Genomic DNA, 16,792 nt, shown 5'->3' on the forward strand with positions numbered 1-16,792 from the left:
CGGCCGTCCGGGTGACTACGGGCCGGGTCGGATCACACCGCGCCGCAGGGGCCCCTAGGCTTCGGGGCGGAGAACGACGTCGGAGAACGACCAAGCACGCAGAACAAGAAGAGCCACACCCGCACGGGAGCGAGAAGATCTTGTCTTTCCTTGTCATCGGCCACCGCGGAGTCATGGGCGTCGAGCCGGAGAACACGCTGCGCTCGTTCGTCGCGGCCGAGAAGGCCGGTCTCGACGTGATCGAGCTGGACCTGCACCTGAGCAAGGACGGCGCGCTGGTGGTGATGCACGACGCGACGGTGGACCGCACCACCGACGGCACGGGCGCGATCGCCGAGCAGACCCTGGAGGAGCTACGGGCCCTGGACGCCGGTTCGGGCGAGCGCGTCCCGGTGTTCGAGGAGGTGCTGGACGCCGTCACGGCGCCGCTGCAGGCCGAGATCAAGGACGCGGCGGCCGCGCAGCGGCTGGCCGAGGTACTGCTGCGGCGCGACCTGGTGGAGCGGGTGGAGGTGATCTCGTTCCACGCGGAGGCGGTCGAGGAGATCGCCCGCCTGGTGCCGGGCGTACGGACGGCCCTGGTGGCGAGCCGCTACGACGCGGAGGTCGTCGACCGCGCGGTCCGCGCCGGGGCCCGCACGATGTCCCTCAACATCCGCCGCCTCACCCTGGAGACGATGCAGCGGGCCCGGCAGGCCGACCTGCGCGTCCTGGCCTGGACGGTGAACACCCCGGAGCAGCTGCGTCTCGCGCACGCCTTCGGGCTCGACGGGGTGGTCACCGACCGTCCGGAGATCAAGCGGGGCTGACGCCGGAAGCGGCGAGCTCCTTCACCAGGAGCTCGAACTCCAGGTCGTCGCGGCGCGGAAGCCCGAACCGCTCGTCGCCGTACGGGAACGGGCTGGTCCTCCCCGTGCGCCGGTATCCCCGGCGCTCGTACCAGGAGATCAGTTCCTCGCGCACGGTGATCACCGTCATGTGCATCTCGGTGGCGCCCCAGCTCTCGCGGACGTGACGCTCGGCCTCGGTCAGCACGGCCCGGCCCACTCCCCCGCCCTGGAGGCCGGGCCGTACGGCGAACATGCCGAAGTAGGCGTGGTCCCCCCGGTGCTCCAGCTGGCAGCAGGCCACCAGGAGGCCGTCGCGTTCGGCGACCAGCAGGCGCTGGGAGGGGTGCTCGACGATCTCCCGCACGGCCGCCGCGTCGGTGCGCTGCCCGTCGAGGATGTCCGCCTCGGTGGTCCAGCCGGCCCGGCTGGAGTCTCCCCGGTAGGCGGACTGGACCAGGTCGATCAGGGCGTCGACGTCCCGTGCGGTGGCCTCGCGGAAGACCAGCGGAAGGGCGGCGTGGTCGGTGGGGTGCATCTTCTCTCCGTGTCTAGGCTGCCGCCCATGGTGCATGTACTGAGCGGCAGGACGTTGGTCCGCCCCCTCGATCCGGCGGCCTCCCGGGCGTTCTACGGCGAGCGGCTCGGCCTCGCGGTCCACCGGGAGTTCGGCGCCGGCGAGGAACGGGGGACGGTGTACTTCCTCGGCGGCGGGTTCCTGGAGCTGTCGGGGCGGCGGGATCCCGCCGAGCCCGTCGCCCTGGGCGGCCCGGTCCGCCTGTGGCTGCAGGTCGCCGACGTGGCGGCGGCGCGCGAGGAGCTGGCGGAGCGCGGCGTGGAGATCGTCCGGGAGCCGGTGCGCGAGCCCTGGGGGCTGATCGAGATGTGGATCGCCGACCCGGACGGCCTGCCGATCGTACTCGTGGAGATCCCCGCGGATCATCCGCTGCGGTACCGGCCGGGCATCTGAGACGCCCCGCCGGCCGGCTCACAGCATGGGCGGGATCCGTCCCTCCAGCTGGCCGAGCAGCTTGCCGAGCAGCGCGGCGAGCCGGTCGCGTTCGTCGTCGGCCAGCCCGGACAGGACGTCCGCTTCGAACGACAGCTGCTGCGGCAGGACCGCGTCGACCGTCTCCCGGCCCGCCTCGGTGAGGCGCACCAGCACCACCCGCCGGTCCCTGGCGTCGGCTCGCCGGTCCACCAGGTCCCGCTCGGCGAGCTGCTTGAGCCGCTTGGTCACCGCCGCCCCCGAGGAGAACGTCTCCCGGGCCAGGTCGCCCGGCGTGAGTTCCCGTCCGGTGCGGCGCAGGGCCCCCAGCAGCTCGAACTCCGCCCGGGTGAGCCCCGCCCGCCGCAGCGGCGCCTCCTCGGCCTGCCGCAGCAGCGCCGCGCTGCGGTTGATCCGCCCGATCAGCTGCATCGGGTCGGTGTCCAGTTCGGGGAGGACCTCGCGCCACTGCCGGACCACCGCGGCGACCGTGTCCGCAGCGCCCGCAGCTCCCGCGCCGGCGCGGTCCCCGTTGTCCGTCATGACGTGGCGTCCTCCGTGGTCGTGCCCGGGCGGTACCGCGGCCCCGCCGTCGCGGCGGTGCCGGGGCCCGGGTGGCGTACCGTCGCCGCGAGCGTACGGTGTCCTGCCCGCTCCTCCGACGTCACGTCCCGCGTGGGCAGCGCCCGCGCCCACCATTCACCGGACGCCGCCTGGGTGGCGCCCCGCAGACCGACCAGGGCCGCGGCCAGTTCCCGTCGGGCCACGGCCAGGGCGCCGGGACCGGTCGGGGGACCGGCGAGCAGCGCCTCGGCCCTGAGTCGCGCCGCCCGGGCCTGCCGCAGCGCGGCGGCCACCCGGTCCACGGCCCGGCGGTCGGTGACCACCGCGGCGGCCAGCAGGCCGACCAGCGCCCCGACCAGCGTGTCCACCGCCCGGTCGACCACCAGGGCGGGGGTGTCCTGCCAGTGGGCGTACTCGGTGATGAGCAGGGCCATCGGGGTGACGCAGAGGCTGCCGAGCCAGTAGTTGCGGGAGATGAGCGCCTCGGCCCCGAAGGCGAGCGCGAGGCCGGTCAGGACGAGCGTCCACTGGCTGAGGTGGGCGACGGGCGCGAGGAGCACGAAGAGCACCACGCCCGCCAGGTTGCCGACGACGCGCTGGACGCCGCGGTTCCAGGTCAGCGAGAGGGTGGTCTGGAACAGCGCCGCGGCGGTGACCAGGGCCCAGTAGGGGCGCCCGATGCCCAGCGCCAGCGAGGCCCAGCCGGCCAGGGCGCAGCCCAGCAGCGTGCGGAGGGCCACGGCGCGCAGCGGTGCCAGGCGCCGCAGCAGCGGCGGCGAGGCGAAGGCCCGCTCGACCTCGACGCCCAGCAGTTCTTCCTCGCCCTCCGCGTCCAGGGTGGGCCCGAAGGTGTCCGTGACGCGGCCCAGGCCGTGCAGCCGCCGCGCCCACTCCCGCAGCGCGGCCGCGTCGCCGGCGGAGGGCGCCGCGAGGACGGTCTCGGCGCGGACGAGCAGGGCGCCGAGGGGGCGGCGGGAGGCGGAGCGCCGGCCGGTCGTCAGCAGGGTCTGCCAGGCCTGCTGCACCGCCCCGGCGGCGTCCGCGCGGGCCGCCTCGGCGTGCGGACCGGCGGACGGCCCGGACGCGGCGGACCCGGCGGCCTCCGGGGTCCCGACGGCCTGCGGGGTCCCGGCGGCCTCACCCGGCCCGCCCGCCTTCCCGGGCCCGGCGGCCTGCGCGTACCGGGCGACCGCGCCCAGCGCCTGGACGACGGCCCGGCGTTCCGGCCCGTGGGGACGGAGGGCCCCCGGTGCCATGCCCACCAGCCAGGAGAACGCGCCGGCGGCGAGGGCGAGTACGACGTGGCCGGGGACCTCGCCCAGGGTCTGCGGGGCGAACAGCGCCGCCGAGGAGACGAAGGTGAGGATCACGTTGCCGGGCGGCCCGATGCGGGTCGCGTCGCAGAGCACCTTGTGCAGCGCGGCCAGCACGGCTCCCACCGCGACCAGCAGCACGCCCGAGGAGGTGAGGGAGGCCGCGGTCAGCGCCACCGCGAGGCCGGCCACCATGCCGGCGACCACCCACGCCAGCGCCCGGGCCCGGGCGGCGTAGGGGCGGTTGTGGGCGTAGAGGGCGCACAGGGAGCCGGCCATCGTGTACATCGCGAGGTCGAGCCGGCCCAGGGCCACGAGCAGCAGGTTGGGCGGCGCGGTGGCCACCACCACGCTGACCGCGTGCTTGTACCAGATCTCGGCCGGGCGGCCGGGTCGCAGGACCCGGAGCAGCGGCGGGCGTCCCAAAGGGGCCTCCTCGTGCGACGGCGGAACGGAACGGTGTTCCCTTCCGACGTTAGCAGGTGTTTCACCAGTAAAAGATCTGCGGCATCCGTCACCCTCCGGTCCGATGCTCCCCGTACGCCCCCCTGCGCCCGTATGCGCGCCGTCCGGGGCGGGCATCCCCTGACCGACCGCCGGGGAGGCGGCACCTCGACCAAGGGGGCGGGAGTGCACGGACCGGTCACGACCGGATGGCTGCTGGTGGCGCTGTGCGCGGCGGCGGGCGCGTACTGCGTCCTGCGGACGGGCAGCGGCGTGGAGGAGCAGCGCAGGGCGGCCGCCGGGGAGGCGGTGATGGGCTTCGGCATGGCGGCGATGGCGGTCCCGGCCGCCGTCGTGGATCCGCCGCGCTGGGTGTGGCCGGTGTACGCGGCCGTCTTCGCCGCGGCGGCGCTCCACTCGCTGTGGGCCGCCAGGAGCAGCGCGCACCACCTGCACCACGCGGTGGGTTCGCTGGCGATGGTCCACATGGCGCTGGCGATGACCGCGGCGCCGGCCGGCCACGCGGGTCACGGCGCCGCCGGGCTGCCCGCGCTGACGGGTGTTCTGCTGGTCTACTTCGCCGGGTACGTCCTGGTCGCCGGCGCCCGGCTGCTGCCCGCGGGCCCGCCCGGGTCCGTGACGCGGACGGGGCCCGCCGTCCCGTCGGGGGGCGTCGCGCCGTCGGGTTCCGCGGTGCCGCCGCGGTCCTCGGCACCGGCGGGCGGCGCGGTGCGCTGGGGTGACCGGCCCGAACTGGCCCGGGCGTGCCGGCTGGGGATGGGGATCGCCATGCTGGCGATGCTCCTGACGATGTGACAGTCCCCCGCGCCTCGGGAGCCGTCCGCGGGGTGCGGGCCGCCGTGGCATGCGTCACTCGGGGCGCGGGTCGGTTCCACGGCGCGGGCCGGGATCCTACGCTGCCTCCATGATGGTCCCCGCGGCACTGTTGCTGCTCGGCGCGCTGACCGCCGTCGTCGCTCCCCGTCTCCTGGCGCGGGCCGATGTGGACCGGGAGCCCGTGGTCGCCCTCTGGGTCTGGCAGTGCGTGGTGGCGGCCGTGCTGCTGTGCTTCGCGCTGTCGATGACGCTCAGCGCCGCGGTGGCCTGGCAGGCGGTCCGCGGCCGGGTCTTCGCACCGGCTCCCAGCGACGTCGTCGACGTGTACGTTCCCGGCGGGGTCGGCGGCCCGTGGGCCGCGGCGACCGCGGTGGCGCTGGCCGCCGGGGGCGTGTGGACGGCGGCCATGCTGGCCCGCGAGGTGGTGCGGGCCCGCTCCCGCCTCCGCCGGGAGCGGGCGGCGCTGCTGGAGCGGGCTCCCACACTGCCCGGCGAGGCCGCGGCGGCCGACGGGCTGGTGGTGCTGGAGGGCGACCGGCCGGACGCCTGGTGGCTGCCCGGCCCGACGCCTCGCCTGGTGGTCACGACGGCCGCCCTGCGCCGCCTGGGCGAGCGGGAGCTGGACGCGGTGCTCGCCCACGAGCAGGGGCACGCGCGGGCACGTCACGACTGGCTGCTGCACTGCTCCTCGGCCCTCGCCGGGGGCTTTCCCCGGGTACCGGTGTTCTCCGCGTTCCGGGACGAGATCCACCGGCTGGTGGAGCTGGCCGCCGACGACTCCGCCTCCCGCCGCCACGGACGTCTCGCCGTTGCGCTGGCCCTGGTGGGTCTCAACGAGGACCGCGGCGTCTTCGGCCCCACGCCCTCCGCCGGACAGGACGACGTCCCCCGCCGCGTCCACCGTCTGATCACCCCGCCGCGCCGGCTGACCCCGGTGCGCCGCCTCGGCCTGACCGCGGCGGGCGCGCTGGTCCCGGTGGTCCCGCTGCTGATCGCCTTCGCCCCGGGGCTGGGTGTGCTGCACCTCGGCTGACCGCCGGACGGCCCAACCGCCCGTCGCCCTTCGCGGGTCACCGGGGACGGGACGGCGCGAAAGGGTGGTTTCAGGGTGGCGGGCCGGGTCAGTATCGGCCCCATGCGCTTCTCCCCGCATGCCCCGCCCCCCACCGCACCTCCTGCCGCACCGCCGTCGCGGCTCCACGACGCGGCTCTGCGGGCCGCCGTCGTGCTGGCGGTGTGCTCCCTGGTGCTGCTCGCCCTGGTGGACGCCTCCTGGCACCCGCTGGTGACCCTGGACGCCGAGGTGGCCCGCACCACGCACCGCTGGGCGGTGGCGGAGGACGGGCCCACGGCGGTGTTCCGGGTGCTCACCGACTGGTTCTGGGACCCGCTCACGCTGCGCGCGCTGACCCTCGCGGTCGCCGTGTGGCTGGCCTGGCGGCGGGGGCAGTGGTGGTCGGCGCTGTGGCTGCTGGGCGTCGTCGTGGTGGCCGCCCTCGCGCAGCAGGTGCTCAAGGCGGTCGTCGCCCGGCCGCGTCCGGTGTGGCCCGACCCGGTGGACCACGCCCACTACTCCGCCTTCCCCTCCGGTCACGCGATGACGGCGACGGTCTGCTGCGGGCTGCTGCTGTGGGTGCTGTACCACCAGGGAGTCGGCCGTGGCGTCCGGCGTGCGGCGGTGACCGTGGCGGCGGTCTCGGTCGTCGGTGTGGGGTTCACCCGGGTCTGGCTGGGCGTGCACTGGCTGTCGGACGTGGTGGGCGGCTGGCTGCTGGGCGCGCTGGTGGTCGCCGCGGCACTCGTGGTGCGTGAACGGCTGCCCCTGCTGCGGGATTCCGGTCCGCGCCCCACCGCCCGGCCCCGTACGGGACTACCCTCACGCCCATGACCGCCTGGACCACCGTGCTGTTCGACTTCTCGGGGACGCTGCTACGCATCGAGCCCGCGGAGACCTGGCTGCGCGCCGTGCTGCGCGAGGCCGGGACGCCCATGGCGGAGGACGAGATCGTCCGTGCCGCCCGCGCGCTCGAGGAGGCCGGGGCACTGCCCGGCGGCCGGGCACCCCTGCAATTGCCCGCCGAGCTGGCGGACGCCTGGCGGATCCGCGACCGTACGCCGGAGCTGCACCGCGGCGTCTACACCGGCCTGTCCCGCCGGGTGGCGCTGCCGGACCCCGCGCTGCACGACGCGTTGTACGACCGGCACATGACGCCCGACGCCTGGCAGCCCTACCCGGACGCCCTGGAGGTCCTGCGGGAACTGCGCGCCCGGGGACTGCGTGTGGGCGTGGTCAGCAACATCGGCTGGGATCTGCGCCCTGTGTTCCGCGCACATGGGCTCGACCCCTATGTCGACGCCTACACCCTGTCGTTCGAGCACGGGGTGCAGAAGCCGGAGCCGGAACTCTTCCGCATCGCCCTCGACGCCCTGGACACGGAGGCCGAGCGGACGCTGATGGTGGGCGACGACCGCCGGGCCGACGGCGGCGCCGCGGCACTGGGCTGCGCGGTGCGCTTCGTCGACCATCTCCCCGTCGAGCGGCGGCCCGACGCGCTGCGCGGCGTCCTCGATGCCGTCTCGGCCTCCGCGTAGGGCCGGTACGGCGAGGCGTGAAGGAGCGCGGCCGGGGCCGGTCCCGCCCGAGGCGCTCCCCCGCGTCGCCCCGGACGGGCCTACCAGGATGTCGCCGGGCCGCCGCGCGGTCAACGGGGCCTCGCCGGAGGTTTCCCCCGGCCGGCCCGCGGCCGCCGTGGGGCGGGGCCGCCGCCTCGGGCTCAGGGGTCCCGTAGGGGAAGCGCGTCGCCCGGGGGATCCCGGAAGCGACGGTCCCGCCGTGCGGAAGGGCCGCACGGCGGGACCGGGTGCCGGAACGGGTCCGGACGGCCTGATCGGCCGTCCGGTCCCAGGTCACCGCTTGTAGTACTCCGGCTGGGTCTGGGCGTTGAGGCCCTTCAGGTGCACGCCGTTGGCCTGGTTGGTGCGCCTGTCGTTGAGCTTGAGAACGTCGAAGCCCTTGGCCATGTCGTTCGAGTACAGGTAGCCGTTGTACCAGTACGTCGACCAGGTGCCACCGCCCCCGCCGTTGGGCAGCGGGCCGCGCTCGAAGAAGGCGATCTCCTTCGGGTGCGCCGAGTCGGTGAAGTCCCAGACCGAGACGCCGCCCTGGTACCAGGACTGGACCATGATGTCCTTGCCCTTGACCGGGACGATCGAGCCGTTGTGCGCGACGCAGTTCTCGGTGTCGGCCTGGTGGCGCGGGATCTTGTAGTAGCCGGCGAAGCGCAGCTCCAGGTCGCGGCCCTTTCCGACCAGGTCGTAGATGCCGTTGGCACCGCGGTTGGGGCCGATCTCCGCGTTGCAGGTGGCCATGCCGCCGCCGCCGAGCTCGTCGGTGAAGACGACCTTGTCGGCGTCCATGTTGAAGGTCGCGGAGTGCCAGAACGCGAAGTTCACGTTGTCCTGGACCTGCTCAATGACCTTCGGGTTCTCCGGGTGGGAGATGTCCAGCAGGATGCCGTCGCCCATGCAGGCGCCCGCCGCGATCTTCCGGGACGGAAGGGCGGTGATGTCGTGGCAGCCGGTGGTGCGGGAGACGCCCGGGTTCACCGGGGAGCCGGGGTTGCCGCCGCCGAGCTCGCCCTCACCGGGGAAGAGCACCGGGAAGTTGACGATGGCCGCGGTCTCGGGCGCGTCGGTCGGGACCTTGATGACCGAGATGCCGTCGTGCGGGGGCTGGCAGTCGGGGTAGGCGGCGTTCGGCGAGTACGAGGAGACGTACACGTAGATGTCGTCACGGTCCGGCACCAGCGTGTGGGTGTGCGAGCCGCAGGCGGTCTCGACGGACGCCACGTACTGCGGGTTCCTGATGTCGCTGATGTCGAAGATCTTCATGCCCTCCCAGGAGGACTTCTCCGTCACCGGCTGCGTGGTGCTGTTGCAGGAGTCGTCGCTGCGCGACGAGTCGGTGGAGAGGAAGAGCAGGTCGCCCGAGACCGAGATGTCGTTCTGCGATCCGGGGCAGAGCACCTGGGCGACGACCTTCGGCCGCTTCGGGTTCTTGATGTCGAAGATCTTGAAGCCGTCGTAGTTGCCGGAGAACGCGTAGTCGCCCTGGAAGGCGAGGTCCGAGTTGGTGCCGGGCAACAGGTCCTTCGGGGTGTTGCTGACGTGCTCGATGTTGTCGCTGTGGACGATCTCGTCCACGCCGGGTATCTCGCCGTTCTCGATGGCGGCCTCGACCTCGGCCTGGACACTGCTGGAGATCTTCTTCTCCGGGATGTCTCCCGGGCCGGGTACGGCCCCGGCGGGGGCGGCCGTGAGCAGAGCGGCCAACAGACCGGCGGCGGTGGCCGCGATCCCCAGCCGTCCGCTGTGCGTTCGGGGGTTTCGTCTGAGCACTTCGTCCTCCCTCATCGACCCGTGCGCGCAACTGAGCGGGCACGGACCCCCCTGAGTATCGTCTGCATCATGCACAGATCAATAGAGCGCAATGTGATTGGCATAAGATTTTTCGATCACGCGCCGCGGAAACCGTGCTAGGACAGTCGTCGGCAGACACGATGAACCGTCAATCGCTCTTCCCCCGGGAGGTCGCCGTGCTCCTTCGCCGCGCTTCACGAGCTTCGCTCGTCACCGCCTCGCTGGCCCTGGCCGTCCTCGCCCTCGGCGGCTGCGACTCCGGTTCCGCCGCCAAGTCCGGTACCGCCAAGGGGTCTTCGGTCCTCGCCCCGGGCAAGCCCGGAGAGGCGAACAAGACGCTGTCCCCCGAGGACGCGGCCGAGCACCGCCGCGAGGACGACTCCCCCAACGCGGCGGACGTCGCCTACGTGCAGATGATGATCGAGCATCACGAACAGGCCCTCACCATGGCTCGCCTCGCCCCGGACCGGGCCAAGTCGAAGGAGCTGAAGGGCCTGGCCTCGCGCATCGCCGACGTGCAGGGCGCGGAGATCGACATGATGGAGGGCTGGCTGGACGAGCACGGCGCCGAGAAGGACACCGCGGGACACGCGCACGCGGAGATGCGCGGAATGGCGACTCCCCAGCAGATGAAGGAACTTCGCGGCGCCGAGGGCGCCGCCTTCGACCGGGTCTTCCTCGATCTGATGATCGCCCACCACGAGGGGGCGATCGCCATGGCCGGGGACGTGAAGGCCGGCGGCAACAACATCCGGGCCGAGGAGATGGCCGACGACGTGATCGCCACCCAGACCACCGAGATCGCGCGCATGGAGGACATGCGCCGCTAGAACGGCGCTGTCAGTCGGGGGAGTTCGTCCGCCGCCGGACCCAGTCCTCGAACTGGGCCGGATCGCCGACGCCGTCGTCGAGCACCGCGCGGTAGACGTCGATGCCGGAGACGGACGTGCCGTACTCGGGGCGGCCGGCCCAGGCCCGCTTGATCTCCAGGACCGTCCTGCGGCTCCCGTCGGTCAGCCGTGGGAGCAGGGTGGCCAGGTGGGCGGTCGAGGGCTGGCGTCCGGGGTCGTCGAGGAACCAGACGTCGAGGTTCCAGACGGCCCCGGTGGGCGTGCGGCATTCCACGCCGAGGTACAGGCCGTCGGGATAGCGGTCCGGCTCGCGGTTCCACTCCCCGCGGTCGTCGCGGAAAGTCACCGTGCGCACGCGCGGGTGCGTCGCGAGCCGCGCGCCCGCCTCGGCCACGGCCGTCGCCGTGGCGTCGTCCAGACGCTCGCAGGTCACGTCGACGTCCAGATCCCGGCGCACCATCACGCCCAGCGCGGCGCTCCCGACGACGGCGGGCGTCCCTGCCCTCTCCAGCAGCCCGCCCAGGGCGAGGTCCTCGTACACGCCCCGCGCCTCGGCGCGCAGCGCCTCCTGCTCCGCCCACATGCCGGATCCGTCCACGCGGCCACCCTACGAGGCGGCCCGCGGGGTGCGTCCTGCAGACCGCCGCAGGACGCCTGCCCACGGTGGCGCCGTCGCTACAGGGCGTTGTCGGTGGCTGCGTGCAGACTGGCCGTGACCGCATCGCTCCCCGTCCGGACGACGACGTCCTGAGAGGTGGCCGGCATGGCCGACGTACTGCTCGCCGTAGGCACGAACAAAGGGCTGTTCCTCGCCCGCCGCGGATCCGGCGGCGACTGGGAGTTCGATCCCGATCCGCACTTCAACGCGCAGGCCGTCTACTCGGTGGCCCTGGACACCCGCGGTCCCGCACCCCGGATCCTGGTCGGAGGCGTGAGCTCCCACTGGGGCCCGTCGGTCTTCCACTCGGACGACCTGGGCCGCACCTGGACCGAACCGGCCAGCCCCGCCGTGCGGTTCCCGGAGGACACCGGCGCGTCCCTGGAGCGCGTCTGGCAGTTGCACCCGTCCGCCGCCGAACCCGGCGTGGTGTACGCCGGCACCGAGCCCGCCGCGCTGTTCCGTTCGGAGGACCGGGGCGAGAGCTTCACCCTGGTGCGCCCGCTGTGGGAGCACCCCACCCGCTCGCGCTGGGCGCCCGGCGGAGGCGGCGAGGGGCTGCACACCATCCTCACCGACGTCCGCGACGCGGCCGCCCTCACCGTGGCGGTGTCCGCGGCGGGCGTCTTCCGCAGCGCGGACGGCGGGGCGAGCTGGTCGCCGTCCAACTCCGGGGTCTCGGCGGTCTTCCTGCCGGACCCGGACCCGGAGTTCGGTCAGTGCGTCCACAAGATCTCCCGGGACGCCGCGGACCCGGAGCGGCTGTACCTGCAGAACCACTGGGGCGTCTACCGCAGCGACGACGGCGGCGGGTCCTGGACGGACATCGGCGACGACCTGCCGACCACCTTCGGTTTCGCCGTGGCCGCCCATCCGCGCCGCGGCGACACGGCCTACCTGTTCCCGGTCAACGCCGACTCCGACCGGGTTCCCGCCGGACGCCGCCTGCGGGTGTTCCGCACCTCCGACGGCGGCGGCAGCTGGGAGCCGCTGTCGGCGGGACTGCCCGACGAGGACCACTACGGCGTGGTGCTCCGCGACGCCCTGTGCACGGACGACGCCGACCCGGCGGGCGTCTACTTCGGCACCCGCAACGGCGAGGTCTACGCCTCCGCGGACGAGGGCGAGAGCTGGCGGCAGCTGGCCGCGCACCTGCCGGACGTGCTCTGTGTCCGGGCCGCGGTCGTCGGCTGACCCGGTCACGGCCCCTCGTCGAGCACCCCGGGCAGGCGGTGCACGCCCGTTCGTCCGGGAGTGCGCGGAGGTGGTGGAGAGTTCAGCCGGCGCTGTTCTTCTCGATCTTCTTTCCGGCGGCGTCGAGGACGAACCACTTCGCGCCGAACTGGTCGAGGCCCTGGCCGTTGGTGTCGCCGGCCGCGCCGTCCCCCTTGTAGGAGTAGAGCGGGTGGCCGTTGTAGACAACCTGCTTCTTGCCGTCGTCACGGGTGGTGGTGCTCAGCTTCGAGGCGTCGACACCCGGCCCGGCCTTCGGCGCGCCCTGCGTGGTCAGCGGAGGCCAGGCGCCCGCGCAGGCGCCGTCACAGGTCGACTTCGTCGACGTGTCCGCCTCGAAGAGGTACAGGGTGCGGCCCTGTCCGTCGGCGAGGATCTTGCCGAGGCCGCCCGCGGAGCTCAGCGTCAGGCGGGCCGCGCCACCCGTGGCGGGCGTGGGCGAGGCGTGCTCCGCCTTGTCGGGCGCGGGGGTTCCCGGGTCGCCGTTCGAGCAGCCGCCGAGGGCGGCGGCCGCCATGGCGACCACCGCGAGGGCGCGGACGGGTCCGGAGAGCTTTTCCACGGGGATCTCCTGGGGAGGTGAAGGGTCGGTGATCTCTGCGGGCGTCAGCGCCGTCGGGGAAGGGCGAGGAGCACGGCCGTCGCCACCGTGGCCACGGCTTGGGCGGTGGCGCTGACCACCTTCTTCGTGTACCAGAGGGGCTCGTACATGTTCGGGAACGGCCCGAACGCCCCGACGTCGACATAGCGGTAGACCAGCACGGCCGCGAGCCCGCCGGCCGCGACCAGGAAGGCGTACGCGCGCAGGAGACGGCTGCGGAAGAACAGCACCAGCAGCGCGGCCAGCGCCGCCAGCACGGCCTCGATCCGGAACAGGGTGCCTTGGCCGACGGTCGCCGAGCCGCCGTCGTAGGTGGACGCCAGGTCGATGTGGAGGTACGCGTCCACGGCCAGCCCCGCCGCCGCCACGACGCGCGTCAGCAGTTCGAACGGTCCTGGCATGCGGGACGCGGACCGGCGGTGTGCGCCCTGTGGCATCGGCAGGCGCCCCCTCTCGTGAGGACGGACGGCGGGAACGGCGACCGGTGCGGACGCGGCGACGCGGGACGCCCGCAGGGAACTCTGCGAGGACACCCGCGGGGAACAGTGCAGCGCGGAATGCCGTGCGGACCGGGCGTACGCGGGCGGGCGGGAACGGGTTCCGCTCTTTCCGGCGATCCGCGGGCGTCCGGACGGACCAGTGCGCGGCGACGCCGGAGCACTCACGGCGCGGGCGGTACCGCGAGGTCGCCGGGCCGCGCCCGCGCACCCACGGCCCGGAGAAGAACGGCGCCCGCCTGGTCGGCGGCGACCAGACGGGCTGTCAGGGCTGCGGGCCGCGGCGCGATGCGGCAGGCCGTGCCTACGGCAGGCGCCAGTCCACCTGCTCGGCGCCCTGCCGGAGCAGCAGGTCGTTGACCCGGCTGAACGGACGTGAGCCGAAGAAGCCCCGGTCGGCGGACATCGGTGACGGATGGGCGGACTCGATCGCCGGGAGGTCGCCCAGCAGGGGCCGCAGATTGCGCGCGTCGCGTCCCCACAGGACCGACACCAGCGGCTTGCCGCGCGCCGCCAGCGCCCGGATCGCCTGCTCCGTGACCTCTTCCCAGCCCTGGCCGCGGTGCGCGCCCGGTTTGCGGGGGGCGGTGGTGAGAGCCCTGTTGAGCAGCAGGACGCCCTGCCGGGTCCACGGCGTCAGATCGCCGTTGGACGGACGGGGCAGTCCGAGGTCGGAATGCATCTCCCGGAAGATGTTCTCGAGACTGCCGGGGAGGTTGCGCACCTCCGGCGAGACCGCGAAGCTCAGGCCGATCGCCATGCCCGGGGTGGGGTAGGGGTCCTGACCGACTATCAGGACGCGGACGTCGTCGAAGGGCTGCTGGAAGGCCCGCAGGACGTTGGCCCCGGCGGGGAGATACGTCCGGCCGGCCGCGATCTCGGCCCGCAGGAAGTCGCCCATCGCGGCGATGCGGTCGGCCACAGGTTCCAGGGCCTTCGCCCAGCCCGCTTCAACGAGTGCATGTAGAGGTCTTGGTGCCACAACGCGTCACCCTACTGGCCCCCGCCGACATCGCCCGCGCCTGCGGAAGCACGCCCATGGGGACGGCCCGCGACGCTAGTCTTCATCCTCGTCGAGAGCACCGGGCCGGGCCAGTGGCTCGTGCGGCCGGTCCTGTCCGAGGAGGGGAACGTGCTCCGTCCCATGGCCGACCCGGCCGCGTCGCGGGAGCGGGTGTTGCTGGCGGTGGACTCCGGCGGCTCCGGGCTGCGGGTCGCCGTGGGCACCCCGCGGAGCGGTCCGGTGGTCCGGCGCGCGGGCCGGGAGCCGGTGCGGACGGGACCCCAGGGTCTGGATCCGGTCCACCTGCTGGAGTCGCTGGCCCCGCTCGCCGAAGCGGCGCTGGCCGAGGCCGGGTTGGGAGCTCCGGAGGCGGTGGCGGTGGGCGCGGCAGGCTTCGCCTCGCTCGGCGACGCCTGGCGGGCGGAGGTGCCGGACGCCCTGACGGCGCGTTTCGGCGGCGACGGAGCCTGGGCGGGCGTCGCGCTGTCCTCGGACGCGGTGACGGCGTACGTGGGGGCGCTGGGCGCGCGCCCGGGCGCCGTGGTGGCGGCCGGGACGGGACTGACCGCCACCGGCACCGATCTCGCGGCCTGGCGGCGGGCGGACGGCTGGGGTCATCTGCTGGGCGACTGCGGAGGCGGCGCGTGGATCGGCCGGGCCGGTCTGGAGGCCGCGCTCCGCGCCCATGACGGCCGTCCCGGCGGGTCGGTCGCCCTTCTGGAGCGGGGGCAGGCCCTGCTCGGTCCGGCGGACGGCTGGCCGCAGGCGCTGTACCCGCGGACCGACCGGCCCGCGGTGCTGGCCTCGTTCGCGCCCGAGGTGGCCGCCTGCGCGCGCGAGGACGCGGTGGCGGAGGCGATCCTGCGGGAGGCCGCCCGGCACATGGCCGCCGCGGCGGCCGCGGTCTGCCCCGACGGGGGCGAGGCCGCGGTGTCGGTGACAGGTGGTCTGCTGGGCCTCGGGGAGCCGCTGCTCGCTCCGCTGGAGGAGGAGCTGGCCAAGGCCCTCCCGCACGCCCGCCGGGTGGCCCCCGAGGGCGACCCCCTGCTGGGCGCCTTCCGCCTGGCGGCGGGACTCGCCCTCGGCGACCTGGCGCTCCCCCACGACCGGCGTCTGCTGCACCTCACCCAGGGGTGAGCGACCGGAGCCGCCGCGCCCCGGCCGGAACCCGCCGGCCGCGGGCGACGGCGGGTTCCGGGCACAACTGCCGGAAAGGGGACCACAAGTCGACAAATCCCCTCCTCTCGCGGCCGGCCGCACCGGACTGCGGGTGAAGATCCGGCGGCGGTTGTGCCCCGTCGGCGCGGGCGGCCGCTCCCCCCGCGGGCGGCGACGACGGCTTCCGTATGATGCGGCGTCAGGCAACGCCCAGGTTCCGCACCCTTGCACCCGGCCCTGCTCGCGAGGCCCGTCACCGGATGCCACGAAGCCCGTACGGTGCGCGCCCGGAGTGAACAAAACCATTCCGCTTGTCACACGACCCGGCGGACAAATGCGGACGGATACCGCTCACCCGCCCCCTCCCCGAACAGAGGAGCCCCTGAAGCCACTAGCATGCGGCAGCATGAGCTCCCCCACTGGGCCCGCAGGCCTGCCTGTACGAATGCCGCGTCCCCGCCAGCCCGGCCGGCACCGCCGGCCCGAGCCCCTGGCTGCCCCTGAGGGCGCGCCCGCACTGGTGCTCGCGGTGCCTGGCACTCCCAGCACCGCGACCCGCAGCCTCGCCGAGGAGGTCGTGAGCATCGCGCGCTCCGAGCTCCCCGGCCTGGACGGACGCATCGGTTATCTGGACGGGGAAGACGAGGAATTCCCCACCCTGCAGTCCGTGCTGACGCGCGCCGCCGAGGAGCGGACCGCGCGCTACGAGCTGGCGCGCGCCGCCGGCTCGGACGTGCAGGAGCCCGACGGCCCGGTGGCCGTCGTGGTGCCGCTGCTGGCCGGCCCGGACAGCTCCCTGCTGCGCCAGGTGCGCCAGGCGGTCATGGACAGCCGGGTCGCCGCCGACCTGACCGACGCGCTGGGCCCGCACCCGCTGCTGGCCGAGGCGCTGCACGTGCGGCTGTCGGAGGCGGGTCACGCCCGTGCCGACCGCGCCCGCCTGTTCACCGTGCACACGGCCGCCGACGGCATCGTCCTGGCGACCGTGGGCGGCGAGGAGGCCGTCCAGGCGGCCGGCATCACCGGCATGCTGCTGGCCGCGCGCCTCGCCGTGCCGGTCATGGCGGCGGCGCTGGACCAGGAGGGCTCCCTCGCCTCCGTGACCGAGCAGCTGCGCAACGCGGGTTCGCAGCAGCTCGCGCTCGCCCCGTACCTGATCGGCCCCGAGGTCCAGCCTGAGCTGCTGGAGGCGGCCGCGCAGGAGGCGGGCTGCCCGGCAGCCGAGCCGCTGGGCGCCTACCCGGCCGTCGGCAAGCTGGCTCTCGCCAAGTACACGACCGCCCTGGGCATCGCGCCCCAGCAGCCCCAGGGTCTGCCCGTCCGCTGAGCCGCCGGTCCTGCGGATACCGGTGGCAGTCGGAACGACGAAGGCCGCGGGCCCCGCTCCTCGATCCCCAGG

General features: G+C 74.4%; 18 protein-coding genes. 10 read left to right on the forward strand and 8 right to left on the reverse strand.

Annotated features, from left to right (window positions below; all coding sequences use genetic code 11):
* The first annotated feature begins 140 nt into the window (after window positions 1-140).
* Window positions 141-809 carry a glycerophosphodiester phosphodiesterase gene (locus tag ACFRAV_RS13145; protein WP_382554566.1) on the forward strand — a complete coding sequence of 223 codons (669 nt, stop codon included), beginning with the start codon at window positions 141-143 and terminating at the stop codon, window positions 807-809.
* Here the strand turns inward: ACFRAV_RS13145 and ACFRAV_RS13150 are convergent.
* Window positions 796-1,365, reverse strand: a complete 570-nt coding sequence (locus ACFRAV_RS13150; protein WP_382554569.1) for a GNAT family N-acetyltransferase — start codon at window positions 1,363-1,365, stop codon at window positions 796-798. The genes ACFRAV_RS13145 and ACFRAV_RS13150 overlap by 14 nt on opposite strands.
* A gap of 27 nt (window positions 1,366-1,392) precedes the next feature.
* Here ACFRAV_RS13150 and ACFRAV_RS13155 point away from each other — a divergent pair, with 27 nt between their 5' ends.
* A complete protein-coding gene (locus ACFRAV_RS13155; RefSeq protein WP_382554572.1) occupies window positions 1,393-1,797 on the forward strand; it encodes a VOC family protein in 405 nt (134 codons plus the stop codon).
* Window positions 1,798-1,815: 18 nt separating this feature from the next.
* On the opposite strand, the gene ACFRAV_RS13160 is transcribed toward ACFRAV_RS13155, so the two are convergent.
* The gene (locus tag ACFRAV_RS13160; RefSeq protein WP_351117880.1) at window positions 1,816-2,358 is read right to left on the reverse strand and encodes a MarR family transcriptional regulator; all 543 of its coding nucleotides are present in this window, start codon (window positions 2,356-2,358) and stop codon (window positions 1,816-1,818) included.
* Entirely contained in the window at window positions 2,355-4,118 is a 1,764-nt protein-coding gene (locus ACFRAV_RS13165) for an FUSC family protein (protein ID WP_382554575.1), read from the reverse strand. Before ACFRAV_RS13165 ends, ACFRAV_RS13160 begins: the two co-directional genes overlap by 4 nt.
* A gap of 204 nt (window positions 4,119-4,322) precedes the next feature.
* Between ACFRAV_RS13165 and ACFRAV_RS13170 the strand changes: the two genes are divergently transcribed.
* The 4 genes from ACFRAV_RS13170 to ACFRAV_RS13185 all read left to right on the forward strand — a co-directional run bounded on the left by ACFRAV_RS13170 (window position 4,323) and on the right by ACFRAV_RS13185 (window position 7,565).
* A complete protein-coding gene (locus ACFRAV_RS13170; protein ID WP_382554578.1) occupies window positions 4,323-4,952 on the forward strand; it encodes a DUF5134 domain-containing protein in 630 nt (209 codons plus the stop codon).
* Between the two features lie 109 nt (window positions 4,953-5,061).
* Window positions 5,062-6,006, forward strand: coding sequence for a M48 family metalloprotease (locus ACFRAV_RS13175; RefSeq protein ID WP_382554581.1), 945 nt, complete (start codon window positions 5,062-5,064; stop codon window positions 6,004-6,006).
* A gap of 102 nt (window positions 6,007-6,108) precedes the next feature.
* A complete protein-coding gene (locus ACFRAV_RS13180; RefSeq protein WP_382554582.1) occupies window positions 6,109-6,861 on the forward strand; it encodes a phosphatase PAP2 family protein in 753 nt (250 codons plus the stop codon).
* Window positions 6,858-7,565 (forward strand): HAD family hydrolase, encoded by a 708-nt coding sequence (locus ACFRAV_RS13185; RefSeq protein WP_382554584.1) that lies wholly within the window; start codon window positions 6,858-6,860, stop codon window positions 7,563-7,565. Before ACFRAV_RS13180 ends, ACFRAV_RS13185 begins: the two co-directional genes overlap by 4 nt.
* Window positions 7,566-7,880: 315 nt before the next feature.
* Here ACFRAV_RS13185 and ACFRAV_RS13190 read toward each other — a convergent pair whose 3' ends face one another.
* Complete coding sequence (locus ACFRAV_RS13190) at window positions 7,881-9,371, reverse strand: LVIVD repeat-containing protein (protein WP_382554587.1); 1,491 nt, start codon at window positions 9,369-9,371, stop codon at window positions 7,881-7,883.
* Window positions 9,372-9,532: 161 nt separating this feature from the next.
* Between ACFRAV_RS13190 and ACFRAV_RS13195 the strand changes: the two genes are divergently transcribed.
* The gene (locus tag ACFRAV_RS13195) at window positions 9,533-10,222 is read left to right on the forward strand and encodes a DUF305 domain-containing protein (protein WP_382554590.1); all 690 of its coding nucleotides are present in this window, start codon (window positions 9,533-9,535) and stop codon (window positions 10,220-10,222) included.
* A 10-nt stretch (window positions 10,223-10,232) separates the two neighbouring features.
* On the opposite strand, the gene ACFRAV_RS13200 is transcribed toward ACFRAV_RS13195, so the two are convergent.
* Window positions 10,233-10,841 carry a hypothetical protein gene (locus tag ACFRAV_RS13200; RefSeq protein ID WP_382554593.1) on the reverse strand — a complete coding sequence of 203 codons (609 nt, stop codon included), beginning with the start codon at window positions 10,839-10,841 and terminating at the stop codon, window positions 10,233-10,235.
* Window positions 10,842-11,006: 165 nt separating this feature from the next.
* Here ACFRAV_RS13200 and ACFRAV_RS13205 point away from each other — a divergent pair, with 165 nt between their 5' ends.
* Window positions 11,007-12,095: a WD40/YVTN/BNR-like repeat-containing protein gene (locus ACFRAV_RS13205; RefSeq protein WP_382554595.1), complete on the forward strand. Its 1,089-nt coding sequence runs from the start codon at window positions 11,007-11,009 to the stop codon at window positions 12,093-12,095.
* 82 nt (window positions 12,096-12,177) lie between these two features.
* Here ACFRAV_RS13205 and ACFRAV_RS13210 read toward each other — a convergent pair whose 3' ends face one another.
* The 3 genes from ACFRAV_RS13210 to ACFRAV_RS13220 form a co-directional block, all read right to left on the reverse strand.
* Entirely contained in the window at window positions 12,178-12,696 is a 519-nt protein-coding gene (locus ACFRAV_RS13210) for a hypothetical protein (RefSeq protein WP_382554598.1), read from the reverse strand.
* Between the two features lie 44 nt (window positions 12,697-12,740).
* Window positions 12,741-13,136, reverse strand: a complete 396-nt coding sequence (locus ACFRAV_RS13215; protein ID WP_382554601.1) for a hypothetical protein — start codon at window positions 13,134-13,136, stop codon at window positions 12,741-12,743.
* A gap of 400 nt (window positions 13,137-13,536) precedes the next feature.
* Window positions 13,537-14,214, reverse strand: a complete 678-nt coding sequence (locus ACFRAV_RS13220) for a uracil-DNA glycosylase (RefSeq protein WP_382554603.1) — start codon at window positions 14,212-14,214, stop codon at window positions 13,537-13,539.
* Window positions 14,215-14,376: 162 nt separating this feature from the next.
* Between ACFRAV_RS13220 and ACFRAV_RS13225 the strand changes: the two genes are divergently transcribed.
* Window positions 14,377-15,372: a BadF/BadG/BcrA/BcrD ATPase family protein gene (locus ACFRAV_RS13225; RefSeq protein WP_382554618.1), complete on the forward strand. Its 996-nt coding sequence runs from the start codon at window positions 14,377-14,379 to the stop codon at window positions 15,370-15,372.
* Window positions 15,373-15,799: 427 nt separating this feature from the next.
* Window positions 15,800-16,720 (forward strand): sirohydrochlorin chelatase, encoded by a 921-nt coding sequence (locus tag ACFRAV_RS13230; protein WP_382554605.1) that lies wholly within the window; start codon window positions 15,800-15,802, stop codon window positions 16,718-16,720.
* The last annotated feature ends 72 nt before the right edge of the window (window positions 16,721-16,792 follow it).

The organism is Streptomyces sp. NPDC056600 (genome assembly GCF_042792855.1).
Classification (GTDB): Bacteria; Actinomycetota; Actinomycetes; order Streptomycetales; family Streptomycetaceae; genus Streptomyces.